Raw genomic sequence first — 21,915 nt, forward strand, 5'->3', positions numbered from 1 at the left:
ATGCCAGCGCCTAATTGACTAAGCCCCGGAAAATGCTATCGACAACAGCGATATTTTCCAGCAAGAAATAGGCCACAAAGGCACCGCCCATACCACCAACAAAGAAACCCGCTGCAAACTGGCTCCAGCCTTCGGAGGATTGCAGAGAATCAGCACCGCCTTGTTCCCCTTGGAAGGAGACGAGACCGTAGCTACTGAGGGCTGTGGTCGCGATTAACACCAAGGCCAAAGCGCCAATCAGACCACCCAGGGCTGGGTTATCCCCATCCCGGAGGGGGCCCAACAGGGTCCAGGGGCCGACGAGGAAATAGCCGTGGGCCATACCAACTTCTAGGCCGCGCAGAATGGGAGAGAGGCCTTTGCGGTAGGCGGGTAGATTACCAATAAAAGTTCTCGTAAAGTCGGAATCAGAAATAGGGGTAGAGAGGTGCCCGGTAAAAGGGTCATCGTTATAGGCTTTGACGACCTGAGTATATTCAGCCATCTTAATTGAGTTCTCCTCGTAACGAGTGGGTATAGTCAAACTTAACAGATTATTCTACGCAGGTCAGGGGCGTCTGACGGCTAATTGGGGGACAAGCGTTAAAAAAGTTCATGAAGTTTTTTGACATCGGCCTTGGCAGCGGAGAAAGTAGCTAAGGAGAAACTTCGGTTTAAGATGAAGTCATTATTTATATTTCATTCCAGCATTGCTTTAACTCAATATGAATCGGATGTTTTCTCCCCTCGGCTGGTTCCGCGCCCTTGGGCAAGGGTTACTGGGGCTGGCCCTTCTGTTGACCGTTGTTCTCGGGTTTAATGCCCCCCCCGCTAGGGCCACCAGCGTTTATGATTTACCCGTACTCAGTGCCGGTTCCCCAACTTTCTTGGTGGATGCCGCCGACGCCATTAGTTTGGCTAACGAGGGCCGTTTGAATAATGACCTGAAAAAATTGGCCCAAAAAACCGGTCAGGAAGTGCGGTTTGTCGTTATCCGTCGCCTAGATTTTGATACCACCATGGACGGCTTTGCCGACCAACTCTTTCAAACCTGGTATCCTACCCCGGAAGAACAGGCTCAGCAAACTTTGCTGGTGTTAGATACCCTCACCAACAGTACCGCTCTACGGCATGGCGAAGCGGTCAAAAGCCTTCTGAATGATGAGCAAGTGACGAGCATCACTAACGAAACTATCGCCGTTCCCCTCAAAGATGGCGCTAAGTATAATCAGGCCCTGCTGGAGGCAGACAAACGTCTTGTCGCTATTCTCTCGGGCCAAACCGACCCCGGCCCTCCCCGTGTAGCGGAAATTAGCCTGGAGGGAACCTTTGCCACGGCGGAGGAAACCGATGACCGCAGTGCGACGCTTTGGGTTGTCGTTTTACTGGCCCTGGCGACGCTGATCCCAATGGTGACTTATTTTTGGTACGTTGGCCTGCCGGGCCGTTAATCGCAAAAGAGGGTGTCGCGGGTGGCCCGCCCGGTTTCTGGGTTGGTTCCCCGAGCCCGTTCACAGAGGTAGGCTTCCACATCGGGGCGTAGGATCATGTCCGTAAAGTCGGCCCCTTCAATATTGGCTTCACCCACCTTAATGTTGGTACCAAAGGCCCCCTCTAGCACCGCATTTTTAAAGTTGGCATGGGTCAACCGGGCCGATTCAAAATCCGTAACCCGCAGGTTGGCTCCCTCAAAATTGGCGCCCTCCAGATTCGCGGCAAAAAAACGAACTCCCCGCAGGTCTGAGTAACTAAAATCGGAGCCCCGTAGATTGGCATGGTCAAAGTTGGCATCCCGCAGGTCTTGGTGGGAAAAGTCCGCATCCACGAGACTGGCTTTAACGTAACTGACTGCCTCCGCCGGTAGGGACAAGGTCAACCATAACCAGAGGACAGTCAGGACTAGTAGCCGTTGATGCCCTTGGAAAACGAGACGACGGAGGGGATAGAACAACTGCAACATGGGGGAGCGGCCTCAGGGGCAAAAAAGCAAGCAATTACGAAGAAAATCCGGTTAAATTCTGGGTTTTAGCCCGACCGTGCTCTAGAATTTTAGCAAACTTGCGTAAGCCTTCATGACGGACATTGGGGAAATCGGAGAGCAACTCGTTGCCCATTGGCTCCGCCAACAGGGATGGATGCTCCGGTACCACCGTTGGCGTTGTCGCTGGGGAGAAATTGACCTCATTGTCCAGGGGGAAGAGCCAACGACTCTAGCCTTTGTGGAGGTTAAAACCCGTCGAGGACGCAGTTGGGATGAGGGGGGTTTGCTGGCTATCGTACCAACAAAGCAGCGAAAATTGATTGTGACGGCCCAGCACTTTTTGACCCAGCATCCCCACTTGAGTTCTCTGCCTTGTCGCTTTGATGTGGCTCTCGTGCAGTACCGCCAAAATCCCCAAGCCCAGGCCGGCCAACTCCCGTCCCAGTTGGGCCTAGGGCAATATTGTTCCTGGCAGGGTTACGAGATTTGTTTACAGAATTACTTGGTGGGGGCCTTTGAGGGCTAAAGTCTTATTGATGTCCGTCAATACGGATACTCGGCCATGCCCCGATTTCTTCCTATAATACCGTCGAGCAAAAGCACTCTACAGTAAAAATTGTTTATGAATAATCAAGAACTCTGGCAACGTTATCAAGATTGGCTATATTTTCACCCCGGTCTTGAATTTTACTTAGACATCAGTCGGATGGGCTTTGATGAGCGGTTTGTAGCCAGTCTTGAACCGAAATTTAAGCAAGCTTTTCAGAGTATGGCCGCCCTAGAAAAAGGGGCTATTGCTAACCCCGATGAACAACGGATGGTGGGTCACTACTGGCTCCGTAATCCTGACCTGGCTCCCAACGCGGCCCTGAGACAGGAAATCACCGAACCCCTAGCCCAAATTCTTCGCTTTGCTCAGCAAGTACACCAAGGCCAGGTCAAGCCCCCCCAAGCCGAACGCTTCACCCAGATTTTGGCCATTGGCATTGGCGGCTCAGCCCTCGGCCCCCAGTTTGTTTCCCAGGCCCTGGCCCCAGATTTCCCTCCCCTAGAGATTCAATTCATTGATAACATTGACCCCGCCGGCATTGACCGAATTTTTCAGCGCTTGGGAGACCACCTGAAGAGTACCCTTGTGATTACCACGAGTAAGTCCGGGGGCACCCCTGAACCTCGCAATGGTCTTGCGGAAACCCAGGCCGTTTTTCAGCGTCAGGGCCTGAATTTCCCAGCCCAGGCCGTAGCTGTCACCATGCCGGGCAGTCACTTGGATCAACAGGCCAAAGCCGAACAGTGGTTGGCCATTTTCCCGATGCAGGACTGGGTAGGGGGCCGCACCTCGGAGCTATCCGCCGTTGGTCTCCTGCCAGCAGCCCTCCAGGGTATCGATATTCAGGCCATGCTAGACGGAGCCAAGGTGATGGATGAAGCCACCCGTGTTCCCGATCTAAAAACCAATCCCGCTGCTTTATTGGCCCTGGCCTGGTACTACGCCGGTAATGGCCGGGGGGAAAAGGACATGGTCATCCTCCCCTACAAGGATAGTTTGTTGCTCTTTAGCCGCTACCTCCAACAATTGGTGATGGAATCCCTGGGCAAGGAACGTGACCTAGACGGCAATCTAGTGTACCAGGGTATTGCGGTCTATGGTAATAAGGGTTCTACCGACCAGCACGCCTACGTCCAACAACTGCGGGAAGGGGTTCCCAACTTTTTTGCCACCTTCATTGAAGTTCTGGAAGACCGTTCTGGCCCTTCCCTGGAATTGGAACCCGGCATCACCAGTGGCGACTTTCTCTCGGGCTTTTTACAGGGAACGCGCCAGGCCCTGTTTGATAATCATCGGGATTCGATTACCGTCACCATTCCCCAGGTTAATCCGCGTACTGTGGGGGCCCTGATTGCGCTCTACGAACGGGCCGTGAGTCTTTACGCCTGTCTGGTTAATATCAATGCCTATCATCAGCCGGGCGTAGAAGCGGGGAAAAAAGCAGCGGCGGCCATCCTGGCTTTGCAAAAAACCGTCCTCCAGGTTCTCCAGTCCCAATCGGTTCCGATTTCCCTAGAAGCATTAGCAGTAAAAGCAGAGGCCCCAGAACAGGTTGAAACCATTTATAAAATTGTCCGTCACTTAGCGGCCAATCAGCGGGGGGTCGTACTCACAGGGGATCTGCGTCAGCTAACCCGTTTGCAAGTGATTTGGCAGAAAGTGGTTGAGATACATAACTAACTTAATCAGTAGCGTTTCAATGGAGTGGAGATACTTCTGCTATCAGTAATTGGGAGAGGAAATGGGAGTGAGAGCAATAATTAAACAGCTTCACTTTTTTAAGCTCTCTCAGTCTGGCTTATCTTTCCCTCTCTGATAGCCGTTTCTCTGAGCTAGTATTGGCCCTCATCCTAGCCTGAGCTTCCTCACTTATCCAGTCCCCTGGTATTAAGCATTGATACTCGGTCATACATAAAATATAGAATTGGCACACCTTCTTCTTGTTCGCCCGGCTTGAAGCAGAGCCCCTGCCAGCGTAAGATAACTCTGAAAATTATTAACATCACGCAATCTATGAGTCGCCGCTATCACGTCTATGGGATCGGAAATGCCCTGGTGGATATGGAATTTACCGTCACGCCGGAACAGCTAGAAGCCCTGGGAATTGACAAGGGCGTGATGACCTTAGTGGATGAGCAACGGGAAAATGAATTGATTGCCCAGCTCCAGTCCCAACGCTGTAAGCAGAGCGGTGGAGGGTCAGCAGCCAATACGATGGTGGCCCTGGCACAACTGGGGGGTAAGGGGTTTTATTCCTGCAAAGTAGCTCAGGATGAAGCTGGCACTTTTTATCTCGCAGACCTCCAGGCCTGTGGCCTAACGACCAATCTCCACAACGGAGATCGCCAACCGGGGATTACCGGCAAATGTCTGGTGCTGATTACCCCCGATGCTGACCGTACCATGAACACCTTTTTGGGAATTACGGCCCATCTTTCAACGGCGGAATTAGTCCCCGAGGCCCTCCAGGATTCCGACTATCTCTACATCGAAGGCTATTTGGTGACCTCTCCCACCGCCAAAGCCTGCGCCATTGAAGCAAAGGCCCTCGCTGAGGCGGCCGGGGTTAAAACCAGCTTGTCGTTATCTGACCCCAACATGACCACCTATTTCAAAGAGGGCCTATTGGAAATGATTGGCTCTGGGGTTGATTTACTCTTTGCCAATGAATCTGAGGCCATGACCCTGGCCGGAACCCCGGACTCTAACGAAACCCTCGCCTACTGCAAGACCCTGGCCAAAAGCTTTGCCATTACCAAAGGCTCCCAAGGCTCCGTCATTTTTGATGGTGAGAAGTTCTTAGAAATTCCGACGACGCCCGTCCAGGCCATTGATACCGTAGGGGCCGGCGATATGTATGCGGGCGGATTACTCTACGGTCTGACCCAGGGTTGGGATTATGGACAGGCCGCGACCTTGGCCTCTCGTCTAGCGGCTAAGGTGGTCACTTGCTATGGCCCTCGCCTGGAACCTTCGGTGATCCAAGCAATTACCACAGAAGTGCTGCAAGACCGGGGTTAATATATTGAGCATGGTGGCTGTTCTTTTGAGAGTGTGAATATCACAATTGTTAAAGAATGGACGCAATGATTTTACTCATTCAACTCTACGATATGCACTGGATAGATATGACTTCAAACAGCAGAGGTGATAGACTTTTTACAAATTTTCTACTTCAAACAACGACGGAAGAAATCAGTAACTTTATCTACATATAATCTCGGGTCTGTATTATAACTCTCGGGATGTGTTTGAGCATCGGTCTCCCAGTATTCTGCTGGGGGATATGCCGCTTTGAGCTGGTAAGCATTGTCAACAGAGGTATAGGGGTCAAGTTTACTATGAATAAGCAAGACCGGTCGCGGGGACAAGTGGTGAATTTCTTGCACCGGTTTCGATGATGTCAGATCATAGCCAGTAAGCAAACGGCCAAATATCATTACAGAAGGTAAAAAGACATCTGGTAGTCCCGAGGCCGATTGCCAATGTTTTTGCATAATCGGGTAAACTTCTGCATAACCGCTGTCTATCACAATAGCGGCAATATCTGGGGTATCGGCAGCCGCTCCGATAACACAAGCCGATCCCATCGATACGCCTAAAACTCCAATTTTTCCAGCTCGGAAACCCTTGTGTTTAAGCCAATGGGCTGCAGCAATAATATCTTTTCGTTCAGTCAAGCCAAAGGTCAATTTGGCATCAGAACTCTGCCCGTGCCCTCGCAAATCTATCATCAGGATAGAAAAGCCCTGTCGATTCAGCGCGGCCCCAAATTCAGTAAATTGACCTGCAAATTCTTGGGTGCGACTGGAATGTAAACCATGTACTAAGATAATAGCCTGATCTGATGATTTAGATTCAAGATACCATCCAGCAATATTTTGATGATCTGATGTCAAGATGTAAACATCCTCTGGTTCAGCGTCAAAAACAAATCTTTTGTTTGGATCAAATATCCTGATTGGTTTAATCAGTTTTCTGGCGGCGGTCGCTGACATTCCCAGATAGGCAAAAATGACTGCTAATAGCCCCCAGAGAATTCCCTTAGTGTATAGATCCCAAGTCATACTCCACTGCAAACAGAAAAGGAGCTAGAAATCTGCGTCCTAGCCCCTATAAAGCAACACAAACTTGTCGAGAGAGTCCCTAGCCTCCCGCTACGGCGGGGACAATGCTGACTTCATCGCCATCGCTGAGGGCCGTGGCCGTTCCTTCGAGGAAACGAATATCCTCACTGTTGACGTAAAAGTTAAGAAAGCGGCGGGGTTTGCCCTCTTCATCACAGAGGCGGGCCTTAATGCCGGGGCAATTGTTTTCTAGGGACTCGATCAGTTCCCCTACATTGCTGGCAGAGCACTCGATGGTGGCCTGCTCATTGGTAAATTTTTGCAGGGGGGTGGGAATTAGGACTTTGACGGCCATAGGTTACAAAACAGTTAACAACGTAATTGAAATCAAGGATCAAGGATTGGGCTCAACCTAAACCAAAACCTGTTGCCATTCCAGGCGCTCTAGGGTGCGAGACCGTTCCAGGGCCCGCTCGAAGCTATCGAGTTTGGGGTCAATCACCAGGGGTTCACCGATGTAGCCTTGCACCGCTTCTTGGGTTTTCAGACCATTGCCGGTGATGTAGGCCACGGTGGTTTCTTCCGGGTCAATTTTACCGGCTTCCACCAGCTTTTTGAGTACTGCGATGGTGGTACCGCCAGCGGTTTCGGTGAAGATGCCTTCCGTTTCCGCCAACAGTTTGATGCCTTCCACAATTTCAGCATCGGTAACACTTTCGATATAACCATTGGTTTTACGGGCCAGCTCTAGAGCATAGACCCCATCCGCCGGATTACCGATAGCAATAGATTTAGCAATGGTGTTGGGTTTGACAGGGGAAATGAAGTCCCGACCTTCCTTAAAGGCGGTGGCGATGGGGGAACACCCTTCGGCCTGGGCACCGCTGAACCGCACGGCTTTGTCTTCCACTAGGCCCACTTTGATAAATTCTTGGAAGCCTTTGTGGATTTTGGTGTAGAGAGAACCGGAGGCCAAGGGGGCTACCACATGATCAGGGAGTTTCCAGCCCAATTGCTCGGCAACTTCAAAGCCCAGGGTTTTGGAGCCTTCGGAGTAGTAGGGCCGCAGGTTAATGTTGACAAAGCCCCAGCCATAGGTGTTACCAACTTCACAACAGAGGCGGTTGACTTGGTCGTAGTTGCCTTTGACGGCCATCACCGTCGGGTTGTAGATAAGGGTTCCCAGGATTTTACCGGCTTCGAGATCCGCTGGAATGAAGACACAGCAATCAAGACCGGCATGGGCTGCAATGGCCGCCGTCGAGTTGGCCAAGTTCCCCGTACTCGCACAGGAAACGGTGGTGAAACCCAATTCCCGCGCCCGCGTTAAGGCAACGGAAACTACCCGGTCTTTAAAGCTCAGGGTGGGCATATTGACCGCATCGTTTTTGATGTAGAGATTTTTCAGGCCCAGACGGCGGGCTAAACGATGGGATTTGACCAAGGGGGTCATGCCGGTACCCACATCGATCAGGTCATTGCCTTCGACGGGCAAAAAGGCCCGGTAGCGCCAGATGGAGTTGGGGCCGGCTTGGATGGTTTCACGGGTAACGTGGCGACGAATCAGGTCGTAGTCGTAGGCTACTTCCAGGGGCGCAAAGGTTTCTTCACAGATGTGAATGGCCTTGAGGGGATATTCGGTGCCGCCTTCCTTGGAAACCAGTTTGGTGCAGGCAGAGGTAAAAGTTGGGGTTGTTTGTGTTGCTACGGTCATGACAAGAAAAATCCTTTTCTCCATGGGTCTTGCAGAATCCTAACACGGGGCAAAAGGGTCGTCAAATATACCCGACAAAAATAGTCGGGATTAATCTTTTTGCACTTGTTAACCGGACAACCGGGGCGCTTGCCGATACAATGGCCGGCAATCCCTTGCTTAATCAACCGCCGCCGTGACGACGTTTCGCTTACCACTGATCTCCGCCCTCCGTCCCAGTTTGTCCCAGCGCCTGATGCTGACCGGGCTGATCCTGACGGGGGGATTTGTGCTGATGGCGGTTCTGGCCCCCCTTTTCCAGGCCCTGCACCTGATTGCCGACCCCCAAGATATTCTGAGTAGTCTGCCCCTAGAGGCTCCAAGTCCTAGCCATTGGTTTGGCACTAATGTGCGCGGCTATGATGTCTTTTCTCGTACGTTGTTTGGAACGCAGGCGGCCCTGCAAGTGGTGATTTTGGCCACAACCCTATCCCTGGTGATCGGCGTTCCCTTGGGGATGATCAGCGGTTACCTAGGCGGAAAGGTTGATAAGTGCTTACTGTTTTTGATGGACACGCTGTATACTCTGCCCGGTTTACTGTTGTCCATTACCCTGGCCTTCATCCTGGGCCGGGGCCTGCTCAATGTGGCGGTAGCCGTGAGTATTACCTACATTCCCCAGTACTATCGCCTGGTGCGCAACCACACGACCAGTGTTAAAACCGAATTGTTTATCGAAGCCGCTAGGGCCATGGGGGCCAGTCCCCGCCGTGTTTTATCTCGCTATCTCTTCGGTAACGTCATCCAGAGTGTCCCCGTGCTATTTACCCTCAATGCCGCTGATGCCATTTTGATCCTAGGAGGCCTGGGTTTCCTGGGTTTGGGGCTACCAGAGGAACTACCGGAATGGGGCCATGATCTGAAAGAGGCCCTACCGGATCTGTCCACAGGCATTTGGTGGACAACCCTATTTCCAGGCCTGTTTCTAACTACTCTAGTCGTGGGCATTTCTTTCATTGGCGAAGGGGTGAGTGAACTCCTCAATCCCCGCCTCCGCCAACAACGCTAAGACGAGATTTTTGCCTTAGAGTCTAAACAGTAGTTGAGCCTACTTCGATGAGACCCTGGAAAACAGGCTGAGCTGGCCCTGTCATATATACCCGGCCATCCGCCATCGACCATTCAATGTCCAGGCAACCACCGGGTAACTCCACCGTACAGCGCCGTTCACTCCGCCCCGTCAGCACCGCTGCCACCACGGAGGCACAGGCCCCCGTCCCACAGGCCAGGGTAATGCCGGCCCCCCGTTCCCAGACCCGCATTTTGAGGTAGTCCGGGGCCAGCACTTGAATAAATTCCGTATTGGTTCGTTGAGGAAAGACCGGATGATGCTCAAACAAAGGGCCAATCTGGGCGAGGGGAATAGCAGCCGTATCTGGAACAAAGGTAATACAGTGGGGGTTGCCCATGCTGACACAGGTGACGGGCCAGGCTTGTTCCGCAACCGTGAGGGGAGACTCAATGACTTTTTCCCCCGGCTGGCCTAGGGTCGTCGGAATTTGCTGGGCCAGGAGTTGCGGTTCCCCCATATCGACTCTGACCTGGCCCTCGGGGGTTAATTGAGGCGAAATCACCCCAGCCAAGGTGTGGATGCGATAGGTTTTGCCGGGGGTTACCTGGCCCTCTAGCTCGGCCAAAAAATGGGCCAAACAACGAATGCCGTTGCCGCACATTTCCGGTTCGGAACCATCTGAGTTAAAGATCCGCATGGTGTAGTCCGTATCCCCTTGGCCCGGCAGGGCGAAAATCACCCCATCGGCCCCAATGCCAAAATGCCGGTCGCACCATTGCACCGCCGTTGCCGGGGAGATGATCGGTTCGTCGTGATGGCGATTGTCGATCAAGATAAAGTCATTGCCGAGGCCTTGGTATTTGGTGAAGGGTTGTGCCATGAGCGTTATTCCAGCTGGGTGATAGAAAATGTGGGTCTCGACTCCCCCGGATATCTGGCTGGAGTCCCCTTCTTGTGTTGTATCACGGGCCGTCCCCAAGACAGCAGGGCCATGCTATGTTAAGTTCTGTTACGTTTCCCGCCCAAGGGATTCACGCCGTTGCTGTCCGACCATTGGGGAAATCTAGAAGATGTTAGAGCTTTATCAATTTGAACTATCCCAGTACTCTGAAAAAATTCGTCTGATCCTCGACTACAAAGGCCTGGACTATCGCAAAATTGAAGTCGTACCAGGGGTTGGCCAGTTTGAACTGTTTCGCCTATCGGGCCAGGCCAAGGTTCCCGTGCTCAAGGATGGCGACACGATTATCGCCGACTCTACGGAAATTGCCCTCTACCTCGACCGCAAGTTTCCCGAAAAACCGTTAATTCCCACGGATCCGGTACTGCGGGGCCGCTGTTTATTGATGGAAGAATGGGCCGATGAATCCATTGGTTTAAAAGGACGGACTGCCTTTATTGGGGCCTTGAACCAGAATCCCCAGTTTCGGACGTCCCTTTTACCCAAGGAAACACCCGGATTGCTTAAGAATTTAGTCAGCGCTGTGCCTGGGGATATGCTCGACTTGTTGGGAACCGGCATTGGTTTTGGGGGAGAAGCCGTCAAGGAGGCCCTGCGGGGATTACATCAGGATCTAGAGGCCCTGACCCTAATTTTGCAGCATCAACCCTATTTGGTCACCGACCATCCCACCTTGGCGGACTTGGCTGTAGCTGGACTGAGCATGATCCTCAAATTTCCGGGAGATGGTTACCTGAAAATTCCCCAGGGCCTGAAGGGCAAAGGCATTCCTGGCCTGGGAGACAACAGTGCCTATGCCCCCTTCTTTGAATGGCGTGACCGACTGTATCAGCAGTACCGCAAATCGGGGGGAGATTTTTCGACGCCGGCCCAGGGAAGTAGTAATCCCACTACCATCACCATTGAATAGTCTCAAACTGGCCCATTAACTGCTGTAGCCATTGGGCCTCCTCTCGACGGTTGCTGGCAATTTCCCACACTCGGATGCCGGGGGGAAAGTCCAAAGCCAGGGCCTGCTCTAGGGCCGGGAGGCTAGCGATGACGTGATGGGCCACGCCATAGGTGCGACAGAGTTGAGCAAAATCGATAACCTGGGGAGTGGCAAAGTAACGCTCAAAAACCTCGGAAAATTGAGTAATGGGCAACATTTCAAAGATGCCACCTCCCTGGTTATTCACCAAAATAATGGTTAAGCTCCCCTGGAAAAGGGGCCCTAGGAGAAAGCCATTGCTGTCGTGGAGCAGGGAAAGGTCGCCGGTGAGCAACACCGTCGGCCAGTCACGATGGGCCAGGCCCAGGGCCGTCGAAAGCGTGCCATCAATGCCATTAGCCCCGCGATTAAAGTAAATCTCATATTTTTGCTGAGTCCTCGGCCAAAAAAACTCCATGTACCGCACCGGCATACTGTTGGCAACCATCAGTACCGTTTCGGGTGGTAAACCCTGGGCTAAGTGGGGCATCAGGTTACTTTCCGCCAGGGTATCTCGATGCAGAAGGGCCTTGTGCAGAAGGGCTTGAGTCTGGTCTTCGTAGGCCTGCCACTGTTGGGGGTAGTTATCAGCCCGAACGTTAGAAAACTGGGGGCGTAGCGCGGCCACCAAGGCCGGTAGGGAGCAACGTAGGGAACGAACCGAGCCGTGGAGGGGGTCGAAATTTTCCCCCGTCGGGTCGAGGATGTAGCGCGGTACCGCGAGACTATTTAACCAGTTTCGTAGTTGTTTGCTGGTAGGAAGTTCGCCAATTTGTAGGACACAACTCGGTTGTAATGCTGCTTGGGCTGAGGGAGAGCGCAAAATAAAATCGTAGCCCGTCACTAAAGAATAATCTCCCCTAAATCGATGGCGGAGAGGCGAGAGGGCATCACTCAGGACGGGATAATTCAGGCCCTGGGCTAGATCAGCAATCAGGGTGGCATAGGTCTCTGGCTCTGGCCCTTGATACAGGCCGGCAACAATGAGGCCCCCTGCTGGCAAGGAGGGAAGCTCAATCAGGGAATCTGAGACAGACATCCCGGTTTTGGATGACAGATGGCGAAAAAAGTTGGCCTGGGGAAAAGCCGGCCCGAGGGACTGGATACTGGGGTCAGGAATCGGGGCCAAAGGTTCAGTGAAGGGGCAGTTAAGGTGAACAACGCCAGAGCGGGGATAGATAGTTCGTTCCCAGGCGTAGGCCAGGGTTTGGCGCAGGTATTGCAGGGCCATTAAATCCGCACTGGGCAGGGCGAGTTCCGTCTGCCACTGGGGATAGGCACCGTACAGCTTAAATTGATCAATGGTCTGACCCGCATGGCAATGGCGCAGGTGGGGAGGGCGGTCAGCCGTTAACACCAAAAGGGGAACTTGACTTTCCTTGGCCTCAATGATGGCAGGGAAAAAATTGGCCGCCGCAGTTCCCGATGTACAGACCAAGACCACTGGCCCGTGAAGGCGTTTGGCCCGACCCAAGGCAAAAAAGGCCGCCGACCGTTCATCAAGAATCGGAATCACCTCTAGCTGGGGATGACGGGCCAGGGCCACGGTGAGGGGCGTAGAGCGAGAACCCGGACAGACGACCGCTAGCTTTAGGCCAAGACTAACCAGGGTTTCTACCAGGACAGAAGACCAAAGACTATTGACATTAGAAAAATCTAGCATTCCGTCTAGGGCGTAATCGGCAAGGTGGGAGCAGGGGAAGGAGAGTCCGTCGGCCGGGAGAATAAATCCGGAAAAGCCAAGACCACGAACCAGGACAGCAGTAGTAGACCGACCAAACCGGAAAGGCTTAAAGCCCAGACCGAGTTTTGCGGTGTAGAAGCGGGAACAGAGGGAGGGGTTAGGGTCAAGCTCGGAAGAGCCGGGAGAGGCTCTGGGGACTCTGCCACAACGACGGGAGGAAGGGTAGATTTATCCCCGACTTTGTTGACGCCTGGGTGAGGATAGGCCAGGGATTGGAAGGTTTCCGGTGCTTGAATTTGGCAGTGAACAAGGGCCACGGTGACATTGTCATGGCCGTTGACCTCGTTGGCCATTTGAATTAACGCATCTCCGGCAGTGAGCAAGTCCATTTCCCCACTTAATACAGGGGCTAGTAAGCGAGGCCAGTACTGATCAACGCGATAAAAATCACACAGGCCATCGGAGCAAAGTAAAAAGAGAGAGTTTTCGGGAACTACCACTTGTTGAATGGAAGGATGGAGACGCTGAGAGCTGTCCAGGCCAATCACCTGGGTCAAGGCACCGGAACGGGGCAGTTTTAGTGCATCGCGGTAGAGCATATAGCCCAGACGCACTTCTCGACAGGCCAGATCATCATCCACCGTCGCCTGGAGACAGCTTTGGGGCGTAATCCAGTAACAGCGGGAATCCCCCACGTTAACGATGTAAAGATGGTGCTGTTGGGCCAGGCTCATTACCAGGGTCGTCCCCATCCGCTCCCGTTCCTGGCGATTTTCTTGATTATTCCGTTGGTTGAGTTGGTCGTTGACCTGATTGAGACAGGTCTCGATGAGCGGCGCTAGGCGACGATGGGGGGCCTTGCCGCCGAGTTCGGGTTGATTGGCAATAGCTAGGGGTAAATGTTCAACAACCCACTGGGATGCAATTTCGCCTCCTTCCTGGCCCCCAACGCCATCACAGACAATGGTCAAAGTTGTAAGGAGTTGTTGACCTTGCTGGAGCACTTGAGTCGGCGGATAGCAGGCGTCCTCATTGTGGTCTCGGTTTGGCCCCCGGTCGGTTCGCGTACAAATTTGGTAATGGTGCTGGTACTGACTAGCCAACTGCTCAAGCCCTTGCCCAAGAATATCCAGGAGTTGCCCATCGTGGTGAATCTTGCCCTGCTCTAACTGTTGGTGGAGCGTCTGGCAAAAATCGGCAATGGCCGCGTGGGCCTGGAGCAGGAGTGGCCCCCAGACTGAGGCTAAATGCTTGGGCTCATAGAATTGGTGCTCATCTACCTGGAGTTCCCGGAGTTGCACCTGGGCCCCATTCACCTTTAAAAACTCTGGCTGGAGAAGACTCGACACCACCCCCTGGGCTTGGAAAGGATGCCAAAGCTGGGCCATTTGCCAGAGCCAAGTGAGTTGTTGGAGGGGCGAAGCAGTAATCCATTGACTAGTCAGGGCCGGCAAGAGTTCAGGGTAAAGCGGTTCTCCCTGTTCATTGAGGGGAATTGGGCCGTAGTCCAAAAACCAGAGACTGAGATCTAATTCTGCATCCGTACTAGGGAAAAAATCATAAACTTGAGGGACATGTAAACGATAGGGAAACAGCTTAAGGTAGGGCGTAATGTAGGCAGGAATTTCCTCCGGACCATCTATCAATAAAGCTGGTTGAGTATCAAGTAATATTCGCGGTTGGACTAGCTCGTAGCGTTCATCGATCATCTGGCCTAGCGGATAGGCTTTAATCCAGTCTCCCACGACCCAGAGGTAACGCTTGAGTAACAGCGTTTGACAGGTTTCGCAGTGCTGGTGACTCAGGGGATTAGGGGTTTGACAGCGCGGATTCGGACAGCAGATCGGGGCCACGGGCAGTTTCGCAAAAGCAAGGTCAAGTTAATTTTAGAGAAAATTGCCCTTGGGGGCATAGATGGGGGCCAGAAAGCTTCCAGACCATTTGTGAAGTGATCTAACTCAGAGCCACCGATTTTGAATAACATTGATAGGATAAAAATAGAGCATCCGCCGATCTCTAGCCTAGACGGGTTGACGGGGCATCCCAGAAATTCCCATCATCTCTCCCCTTTTTTGAATACATTAACTAATACACTATTTGGATGGATGACAATCCCCCGGCAAAGTCCTTTGATTCCCTTGGTATGAGACTCCTATGACAACCAACTCCCAAACGGCGAAGACCTACATCAATGTGATGGAGGCTTTGGTACAACAAGAAATCGAGAAACAACTGAAGTTTTATCCCCAGAATCTAAGATCATACCTTAATACTGTTGAAGTAGCCACCTACGCCCTTAATCGCCTGCCGCCCCTCTATGCCTCCAGCACCACAGGACAACGGCAACAGGAATACCAAGGGGGTAAAAAATACAAAGAAGAAATTACCTCCGCCGTTCGTCGTGCCATTGCCGCCGTTGAGCGAGACCCGCTCCGGAGTTGCACCCCCATTGTTTCAGAAATGGAACTCCAGTATGAAGAAGCGGCTCAGGTTCTCCATGGCATTCAGGCCCTTTTGAGTGAACGGGGCCTGTTAGACTATCCCGGTCAGACCTTGAATTGGGAAAATTGCCTACGGGTTCTTAAAAAAGCCTTTGACCGAGCTACGGGTAAGGCAACAACGCCACCACCTTCTTTTACGCGTAACGTACCACCGCCACCACCAGCTCCCAATCCCCGTCGTACTAACTCGAATGCAACCCTGTGGTAGCGCCTTGGGCCTGTTGACGGATTAGTTTTTGCACAGCGGCCAGGGCCGGGTTAACTTCGTAGCTCCGTTGCTCAGGATGACGGAGATAGGCCTGTTGTTCTTGCTCGATCATCATCACGTCCTGCTCCACCAGGCCCTCTAGCAGTCTGCGGGCGGAACCGAAGAGCCGGTTTTTTAAAAATTGCCGAAAGGCGACGGGCAGTTTATGGAGGTTAGGAAAGGCCTGGAGAGAGGTGAAATGAACCAAGTAGGCGCGGGTGTGGGTCTCACTGACGGGGCAAAAAAGACAGTAAATCTTGAAGTCTTCCCCCAGACTAGAGGCCCAGTGGGGGTAATGGTAGCTGACGGTTAAGGGCTCAGGATGGAGACGACGCAGGGCCGGAAAAAAGAGCTGGGAAATCGACCAGATTTTATCAATTCTGTAGTAGCTCTGGGCTTCGTAGTAGGCATGGACGCAGTCCGGAGTCGCTTCGATACGCTGGAGGGAGGCGGAGGCCCAGGCCTGGTAGTTATCGTGGAGATGGCCATGGTACATATCCATCAGATTTTCGATTAGGAAGGAAAAATGGCCCTGGCAGTCAATGGTGGTAAAACTAGCAATATAGTTCAAATGCTTCCATTCCGGTAGGCCCATGGGTTCAATAGCCTGCTGAGCAAGTTGCTCAGGATCACCGGGATAAAGCCAGATAAAGCCATCCAGTTCGCGGACGGGATAGGTTCGCAAACGACACTGGGGGCGTTTCTGTCGTTCTGTTAAATACGGAATTTCTACACAGTGGCCTGTACCATCAAACTGCCAGCCATGGTAAGCACATTCTAGATGATTCCCTACCACCTTGCCTTCACTCAATTTGACCTGCCGGTGGGGACAGCGGTCTTCGATGGCCTGAATTTGGCCCTGGGCATCCCGAAACAGTACAATTGGTTGGTGCCAGAGGGTGACACTGAGGGGCCGTTGGTGGACTTCGCCACTCTGGGCCACAACGTACCAATGCTCGAGATGAATGGGGCAGACACGCAGGGGGATCTTGCTGGAACGAGTTGTCGAAACCACGGACATAGGCAGGGGGGGAACAGGAAATGCCATCTAGACTAGCATTAGCAGATACGAAAGCCATCGTCTAAGTTCCCACATCAGCCCTGCGAGGGCCAGCAGTCTGGATCTTGGCCAAGAGAAAATGACTAAGATTATCCATCGCTAACCGTAGGGTTAAAGCCAGAGGGTTTTATGGCTTCCCAAAACTGCCACGCTCTATAATCAGACCGGACTGTTGCGTCGAGCGCCATTCCCATCCAATACCATCTAACTAGTCCAATATTAGGATAAGTATCCCCATAGCCCCATCCATTCTGCCAGTCTTCTCTTCTTTGGTCATTACTCTGTGAAATCCGCTTCTCCTCGGTTCCAGCCTCAACTGAATTTAGTCATTACCTGGGCCGGAGGGGCTACAGAAGAGAGTCCCTTGGGCCAGCTTCGTCAGCAAACTATGGCCCTCCTGCGTTGGCTGATCCCTGGACTAGAGGGCTGGTTCTGGGAATTTCCAGTGGCCCAAGTATTGAAACTCCATTGCTACAGCGCTCCCCTCAGCAAATCTTTTCTTTGCTTTTGTCAGGAAATGATTGAAGGCTACCAAGCCGATTTCCAGCAGGGCCAGGCCTACTTTGCTCACTTCGACCCCCCGGAGATTCTCGGTTTCTCCGCTGACCAGGACACCTATTCTTTACCATTTCTCTTCCTTCCCTGTCTTTACCAGGGCCAGTACCTGGGGGGAATGTGTCTGGGTCATCCCGGCCCTCCCATGTGGCATCAACAGCAACTCCAGCCCCTTCAAATCATTGTCGAACAGTACAGCCTTGGCTATACCCTAGCTCAATCCTCCCCAGCGGCCTCTCTGGGGACGATGGCCTTAGACCTCTCCCATCTACACCACGAACTCCGGACACCGCTGACGGGAATCTTGGGGTTTTCTAAAATGCTTAAGGAAGAACTGTACGGGCCGCTCAACGATAAGCAACGACAGTACGTTCAAGGCATTCTACTCTCGGGGGAGCATCTCCTTTCCCTCGTCAACGATTTTCTAGACCTAGCTAAAATTGATGCTCGGCGGGAAGAACTCTTTTTAGAAGTGGTGGCGGTGGAAGACCTCTGCTGGGCGGCCCTATCTATGGTACAAATTAATGCCAGGGAAAAGGGCCTAGACCTTAAACTTGAGATAGCCCCGGAGGTGGATTTTTGTCGAGTGGATCAGAAGCGGGTTAAGCAAATTCTACTCAATCTGCTGTCCAACGCCATTAAATTTACTCTGGAGGGAGGCGTAACGCTCCGGGTTGAGCGACAAGGGGAGTTCTTAACCTTGGCGGTGATCGATACCGGCATTGGCATTGAAGCAGCAGACCAAGCCCAGTTATTTCAACCGTTTAAGCAACTCAAGCATCCCCTCAACCGCCAGACCAAAGGAACAGGTCTGGGCCTGGTACTATCCCGCAAGTTGGCCCAGTTGCACGGTGGCGATATTTACCTAGAATCCTGCCCAGGCCAGGGGAGTTGCTTTACTCTCCAGCTTCCCCTAGAAAATTTAGGCTCAGCAGATGAGTCTGAGGCCTAATCCTTGGCTATCATAGGCGGTGTCTCCTGCCACGGGTTTAACCTCCAGGGCCTATGTCAAACGCGTCTCAGTCCACGGTTATTGTGGGGGCCGGTTTTGCCGGTTTATTTACGGCCCTGCACCTGCGCCATCGCCAATACGGAGAGCCCATTTTCCTGATGGATCCCCAGGAACGGTTTGTCTTTAAGCCCATGCTCTACGAACTGTTGACGGGGGAATTACCGGAATCTGTTGTCTGTCCCCAATACGAAACCCTGCTCGAACATAGTCGCATCACCTTTGTTCAAGACCGGGTAACGGGCATTGATTTACAACAGCGGCAATTAGAATTGGCCAGCGGCCAACGCCAGGCCTTTAACCATCTGGTACTCACCGTCGGAGCTAGTCAAGGCTATTTAGGAACTCAAGGGGCCGAAGCCACCGCCTTTGCCTTCCGCTCACGGGAGCAGGCCCTGGCCCTGCGGCAACATCTCCAGGATTTACTTCGCCAGGCCCAGCAAACGACCGACCGAGAACACCGCCGTCAGCTTTTGACCGTGGCCATCGTGGGGGCCGGCCCTGCCGGGGTTGAAATGGCGGCCACCCTTGCAGATTTATTGCCCAGTTGGTACGCCAAGATGGGGGGGGATATCCGTGATATTCGCCTTTGTTTGATCAACCATGCCGACTCCATTTTGGCCGGGGATGCCAATGCTCGCCTGAAAAAAGAGGCCCTGGCGGCCCTGCACCAGCGCATGATTCCGGTCGAACTTTTGCTAGGCATCGGAGTCAAGGCGGTTTATGGTGATCATCTGGAGTACCAAAAAAAGGGCGAGACCGATATTCAATCCCTGCCGGCCCACACCACCATCTGGACAGCGGGAACGGCCGTGAATCCGCTGATAAAGGAGATTGCGACCCAGCTCAGACCCGAAAATCTCGACCGCCACGGCCAACCCTTGGTGACAGAAACCCTGCAATTACCAGATTTTGATTATGTCTTTGCCGCTGGGGACTGCGTTACCGTCCAGGGCCAACCCCAACCGGCTCTGGCCCAGATTGCCTACCAGCAGGGCGCGGTAATTGCCCATAATATCCAGGCCCTCAGCCAAGGCCGGCCCCTCAAACCGGCTCAACCCACCCTACGGGGTACTTTGATGAAACTGGGCCTGGGCAACGGTGTGGCTAATCTCTTCGACAAAGTCCAAATTCACGGCAAGGTGGGCGACCTACTCCGCAATGCCACCTATCTAGAACTTCTGCCTACTCCTCTGCATAATTTCAAGGCAACGACCCAATGGCTAGAAGAAGAAACCATCCATCGTTACCATCGGCCCCAGGCCCTGTCTCCCCAAGCAGTCGCAGAACTGCGGCTCTCCGCAGCCGACCGCCGGGCCCTGGGCTGGGTCAAAACTTTGGCCGTTGCGGCTCCTATCGTCTTTCTCGTGGCGGTGTTTCTGGGCCTACAAACGCCTAGCAATGAACGTCAGCCCTTTCGTCCCCTGCCTACCCCTGTTGCACCGACACGCTAGCCCATGTTTAGCTTAAATAACCAAAATCTGCCCTATCCCGACACTCTGCATCCGATTATTGTCCATTTTGTGATTGCCATGGTTTTTTTCGCCTATTTTTGCGATTTAACCGGCTATCTCACCCGCCGGCCCCATTGGTTTGAAGTGAGTTGGTGGAATCTGGTGGTGGCCTCCATTGCTATTTTTTTTGCTGTCATCTTTGGGGAATTTGAGGCGGCCCTGGCCCTGCCCTACCCAGCGGCCCAACCGGCCCTGGATTGGCATACGGTCAATGGTTGGTCTCTATCGGCTCTACTAGTGGGCTTAACGGCCTGGCGGGGCGTCTTGCGAGTACGCAATCCCCTCAAGCTTTCGGTGCTTTACCTGGGAGCGGCGACGGTGCTGATGTGCCTCATTTGTCTACAGATTTACCTCGGCTCCCTGGTGGATTGGGTCTTTGGACTCCATAGTGTACCGGTGGTGGAGGCCACCAAGGCAGGAAAATTGCAATGAATCCCTCCTTGATTGACCAACTGCAACAACTGGCCCTGGAACTGGGCACCAATGGCCTGCCCTACCGTTTTCCCCTCCATCCCAACCTCGTTCATTTGACCTTAGGCCTGTTTATTATTGCGCTGATTTTTGATTTTGCCGGCACCTTCTTTTTTCTAGAACGCCCCATTCTTAAGGCTTTTGCTATCCCTGTTAGCCGCCAGAGTTTCTTTGATGTTGGTTGGTATAATGCCGTCGCTGGGTCCTTGGTGACGTTTTTCACCGTCGCGGCGGGCTTTTTTGAAATCCTCCTGGCCCAAGCCCCCAGCAACCAGACCAGTGATTGGGGCTTAGGGGCCGGTAGTACGATGCTCCTCCATGGCGTTGGTGGTGTCCTCCTCCTAGCGATGATGGTGGCCATGACCCTTTGGCGGGGCTATCTCCGCTATGCTTGGCGCAAGGACAACCCCCAGCAGGTAGATGGTTGGTATTTAATGGCCGGCCTATTCCTAATGGCCTATATGGCCCTGCACGGCACCCTGGGGGCCCAATTGGGGGCCGAGTTTGGTGTGCATAATACCGCGGCGCATCTCCTGCGGATGGGCCAAAATCCCAATCAAGTTCTCCAGTAGGTGAAGTGCATGCAGGCATTTAATTGGCTTCTGTTGACCGTCTATACCTTGATGAGTCTGGCTTTGAGTCATTGGTTGGGCCAACAGGCCTATGGTTGGCTCCCTCCAGCGGCGGCCCTGGAAGCGGAACCCATTGGTGATCTATTGAGCTTTATGACCCGCCTGGCCACCCTGATTTTTATGGGGGTCATGGGGGCCTTGTTATATTCTTTGCTGTTCTATCGGGCCCGGCCGGGACAGGAAGAGGGGGCACCGATTCGAGGCAATACCCAACTGGAAATTATTTGGACGGTGATCCCCATTTTGTTAGTCACCTGGATTGCCCTTTATAGCTATCAGATCTACCAACGCATGAATGTGCTTGGCCCCCTACCGATTGTCGAAGTGCCGAATCCCCTGGATGCTCCCGCCCTGGCCCAAGGAGAAGCATCCCCTAGTTCTATAACAGTTCCAGAAAATATTGAAGTCCGCGTCAAACAATGGGCCTGGGCCTTTACCTATCCCCGTGCTGGTGTGACCAGTGCCGAACTGCATCTCCCCGTCAATCGCCCGATTCATTTTCAAATGACCTCAGAAGATGTGATCCACGGTTTTTACATTCCCAATTTTCGGCTGAAACAGGACATTGTCCCTAACCGCACTATTGAGCTGAGCGTGACACCAAGTCGAGAGGGCCAATACCAACTGCGGGATTCCCAATATAGCGGCACCTATTTTGCGGTCATGACCGCTCCCGTTTTCGTTGAATCCCCGGCGGCCTACGAACAATGGCTCCAGGCCCAGGTTACATCTAAGCCAAGCCCTAACCCGGCTCATCAGGAACATCAAAATCCACCGCCAACGCGCCTCAAGAGTGGTTGGCCCACGGTGAAACCGGTAGAATCCTTCGACCCTGCGCTAGAAAAACCTCAACTAGAGGCTAAGGCATTAGTCATGGCAATAATCCAGGGTACAGGAGTTGAACCTGTCTAGGGCGAATTATGAGTTCGCTGCCTCAACCGCTCGGCCAACCCTGGGGAGTTTTTGCTC

General features: G+C 53.0%; 21 protein-coding genes and 1 tRNA gene. 12 read left to right on the top strand and 10 right to left on the bottom strand.

Annotated features, from left to right (window positions below):
• Window positions 1–10: 10 nt before the first annotated feature.
• Window positions 11–484: a photosystem I reaction center protein subunit XI gene (locus ABXS88_RS11190; RefSeq protein WP_353672130.1), complete on the bottom strand. Its 474-nt coding sequence runs from the start codon at window positions 482–484 to the stop codon at window positions 11–13.
• Between the two features lie 220 nt (window positions 485–704).
• Here ABXS88_RS11190 and ABXS88_RS11195 point away from each other — a divergent pair, with 220 nt between their 5' ends.
• A complete protein-coding gene (locus ABXS88_RS11195) occupies window positions 705–1,430 on the top strand; it encodes a TPM domain-containing protein (protein ID WP_353672131.1) in 726 nt (241 codons plus the stop codon).
• Here ABXS88_RS11195 and ABXS88_RS11200 read toward each other — a convergent pair.
• Window positions 1,427–1,939: a pentapeptide repeat-containing protein gene (locus ABXS88_RS11200; RefSeq protein ID WP_353672132.1), complete on the bottom strand. Its 513-nt coding sequence runs from the start codon at window positions 1,937–1,939 to the stop codon at window positions 1,427–1,429. The two genes, ABXS88_RS11195 and ABXS88_RS11200, sit on opposite strands and share 4 nt — an antisense overlap.
• 112 nt (window positions 1,940–2,051) lie before the next feature.
• Between ABXS88_RS11200 and ABXS88_RS11205 the strand changes: the two genes are divergently transcribed.
• From ABXS88_RS11205 to ABXS88_RS11215, 3 genes are all read left to right on the top strand, one after another.
• Window positions 2,052–2,486 carry a YraN family protein gene (locus ABXS88_RS11205; protein WP_353672133.1) on the top strand — a complete coding sequence of 145 codons (435 nt, stop codon included), beginning with the start codon at window positions 2,052–2,054 and terminating at the stop codon, window positions 2,484–2,486.
• Window positions 2,487–2,582: 96 nt separating this feature from the next.
• A complete protein-coding gene (locus tag ABXS88_RS11210) occupies window positions 2,583–4,190 on the top strand; it encodes a glucose-6-phosphate isomerase (RefSeq protein WP_353672134.1) in 1,608 nt (535 codons plus the stop codon).
• Between the two features lie 333 nt (window positions 4,191–4,523).
• Window positions 4,524–5,531, top strand: coding sequence for an adenosine kinase (locus ABXS88_RS11215; RefSeq protein ID WP_353672135.1), 1,008 nt, complete (start codon window positions 4,524–4,526; stop codon window positions 5,529–5,531).
• Between the two features lie 149 nt (window positions 5,532–5,680).
• Here ABXS88_RS11215 and ABXS88_RS11220 read toward each other — a convergent pair whose 3' ends face one another.
• The 3 genes from ABXS88_RS11220 to thrC form a co-directional block, all read right to left on the bottom strand.
• Window positions 5,681–6,577, bottom strand: coding sequence for an alpha/beta fold hydrolase (locus ABXS88_RS11220; protein ID WP_353672136.1), 897 nt, complete (start codon window positions 6,575–6,577; stop codon window positions 5,681–5,683).
• Between the two features lie 79 nt (window positions 6,578–6,656).
• The gene (locus ABXS88_RS11225; RefSeq protein ID WP_353672137.1) at window positions 6,657–6,932 is read right to left on the bottom strand and encodes a MoaD/ThiS family protein; all 276 of its coding nucleotides are present in this window, start codon (window positions 6,930–6,932) and stop codon (window positions 6,657–6,659) included.
• A gap of 57 nt (window positions 6,933–6,989) precedes the next feature.
• The gene (gene thrC / locus ABXS88_RS11230) at window positions 6,990–8,291 is read right to left on the bottom strand and encodes a threonine synthase (RefSeq protein ID WP_353672138.1); all 1,302 of its coding nucleotides are present in this window, start codon (window positions 8,289–8,291) and stop codon (window positions 6,990–6,992) included.
• A 235-nt stretch (window positions 8,292–8,526) separates the two neighbouring features.
• Here thrC and ABXS88_RS11235 point away from each other — a divergent pair, with 235 nt between their 5' ends.
• Window positions 8,527–9,339 carry an ABC transporter permease gene (locus ABXS88_RS11235; protein WP_353674810.1) on the top strand — a complete coding sequence of 271 codons (813 nt, stop codon included), beginning with the start codon at window positions 8,527–8,529 and terminating at the stop codon, window positions 9,337–9,339.
• A gap of 22 nt (window positions 9,340–9,361) precedes the next feature.
• Here ABXS88_RS11235 and dapF read toward each other — a convergent pair whose 3' ends face one another.
• On the bottom strand, window positions 9,362–10,222 hold the full coding sequence (gene dapF / locus ABXS88_RS11240) for a diaminopimelate epimerase (RefSeq protein ID WP_353672139.1): 861 nt from the start codon (window positions 10,220–10,222) through the stop codon (window positions 9,362–9,364).
• 190 nt (window positions 10,223–10,412) lie between these two features.
• On the opposite strand from dapF, the gene ABXS88_RS11245 reads away from it, so the two are divergent.
• Complete coding sequence (locus tag ABXS88_RS11245; protein ID WP_353672140.1) at window positions 10,413–11,213, top strand: glutathione S-transferase family protein; 801 nt, start codon at window positions 10,413–10,415, stop codon at window positions 11,211–11,213.
• Here the strand turns inward: ABXS88_RS11245 and menD are convergent.
• Window positions 11,200–12,936, bottom strand: coding sequence for a 2-succinyl-5-enolpyruvyl-6-hydroxy-3-cyclohexene-1-carboxylic-acid synthase (menD, locus tag ABXS88_RS11250; protein WP_353672141.1), 1,737 nt, complete (start codon window positions 12,934–12,936; stop codon window positions 11,200–11,202). The genes ABXS88_RS11245 and menD overlap by 14 nt on opposite strands.
• A gap of 5 nt (window positions 12,937–12,941) precedes the next feature.
• Window positions 12,942–14,810 carry a PP2C family serine/threonine-protein phosphatase gene (locus ABXS88_RS11255; RefSeq protein WP_353672142.1) on the bottom strand — a complete coding sequence of 623 codons (1,869 nt, stop codon included), beginning with the start codon at window positions 14,808–14,810 and terminating at the stop codon, window positions 12,942–12,944.
• Window positions 14,811–15,111: 301 nt separating this feature from the next.
• Between ABXS88_RS11255 and ABXS88_RS11260 the strand changes: the two genes are divergently transcribed.
• Complete coding sequence (locus ABXS88_RS11260; protein ID WP_353672143.1) at window positions 15,112–15,666, top strand: late competence development ComFB family protein; 555 nt, start codon at window positions 15,112–15,114, stop codon at window positions 15,664–15,666.
• Here ABXS88_RS11260 and ABXS88_RS11265 read toward each other — a convergent pair.
• Window positions 15,641–16,726, bottom strand: a complete 1,086-nt coding sequence (locus ABXS88_RS11265; protein WP_353672144.1) for an aromatic ring-hydroxylating dioxygenase subunit alpha — start codon at window positions 16,724–16,726, stop codon at window positions 15,641–15,643. The two genes, ABXS88_RS11260 and ABXS88_RS11265, sit on opposite strands and share 26 nt — an antisense overlap.
• A gap of 322 nt (window positions 16,727–17,048) precedes the next feature.
• On the opposite strand from ABXS88_RS11265, the gene ABXS88_RS11270 reads away from it, so the two are divergent.
• The 5 genes from ABXS88_RS11270 to ABXS88_RS11290 are packed head-to-tail and all read left to right on the top strand — an operon-like array spanning window position 17,049 to window position 21,858.
• Window positions 17,049–18,272 (top strand): HAMP domain-containing sensor histidine kinase, encoded by a 1,224-nt coding sequence (locus tag ABXS88_RS11270; RefSeq protein ID WP_353672145.1) that lies wholly within the window; start codon window positions 17,049–17,051, stop codon window positions 18,270–18,272.
• Window positions 18,273–18,325: 53 nt separating this feature from the next.
• Window positions 18,326–19,783: an NAD(P)/FAD-dependent oxidoreductase gene (locus ABXS88_RS11275; RefSeq protein ID WP_353672146.1), complete on the top strand. Its 1,458-nt coding sequence runs from the start codon at window positions 18,326–18,328 to the stop codon at window positions 19,781–19,783.
• Window positions 19,784–19,786: 3 nt separating this feature from the next.
• Window positions 19,787–20,275 (top strand): DUF2231 domain-containing protein, encoded by a 489-nt coding sequence (locus tag ABXS88_RS11280; RefSeq protein ID WP_353672147.1) that lies wholly within the window; start codon window positions 19,787–19,789, stop codon window positions 20,273–20,275.
• The gene (locus tag ABXS88_RS11285; RefSeq protein ID WP_353672148.1) at window positions 20,272–20,886 is read left to right on the top strand and encodes a DUF2231 domain-containing protein; all 615 of its coding nucleotides are present in this window, start codon (window positions 20,272–20,274) and stop codon (window positions 20,884–20,886) included. The genes ABXS88_RS11280 and ABXS88_RS11285 overlap by 4 nt, the downstream gene beginning before the upstream one ends.
• 9 nt (window positions 20,887–20,895) lie before the next feature.
• A complete protein-coding gene (locus ABXS88_RS11290) occupies window positions 20,896–21,858 on the top strand; it encodes a cytochrome c oxidase subunit II (RefSeq protein ID WP_353672149.1) in 963 nt (320 codons plus the stop codon).
• Here ABXS88_RS11290 and ABXS88_RS11295 read toward each other — a convergent pair.
• A tRNA-Ile gene (locus ABXS88_RS11295) sits at window positions 21,830–21,902 on the bottom strand. The genes ABXS88_RS11290 and ABXS88_RS11295 overlap by 29 nt on opposite strands.
• Between the last annotated feature and the right edge of the window lie 13 nt (window positions 21,903–21,915).

Origin of the sequence: Synechocystis sp. LKSZ1, from assembly GCF_040436315.1 — a bacterium.
Classification (GTDB): domain Bacteria; phylum Cyanobacteriota; class Cyanobacteriia; order Cyanobacteriales; family Microcystaceae; genus Synechocystis.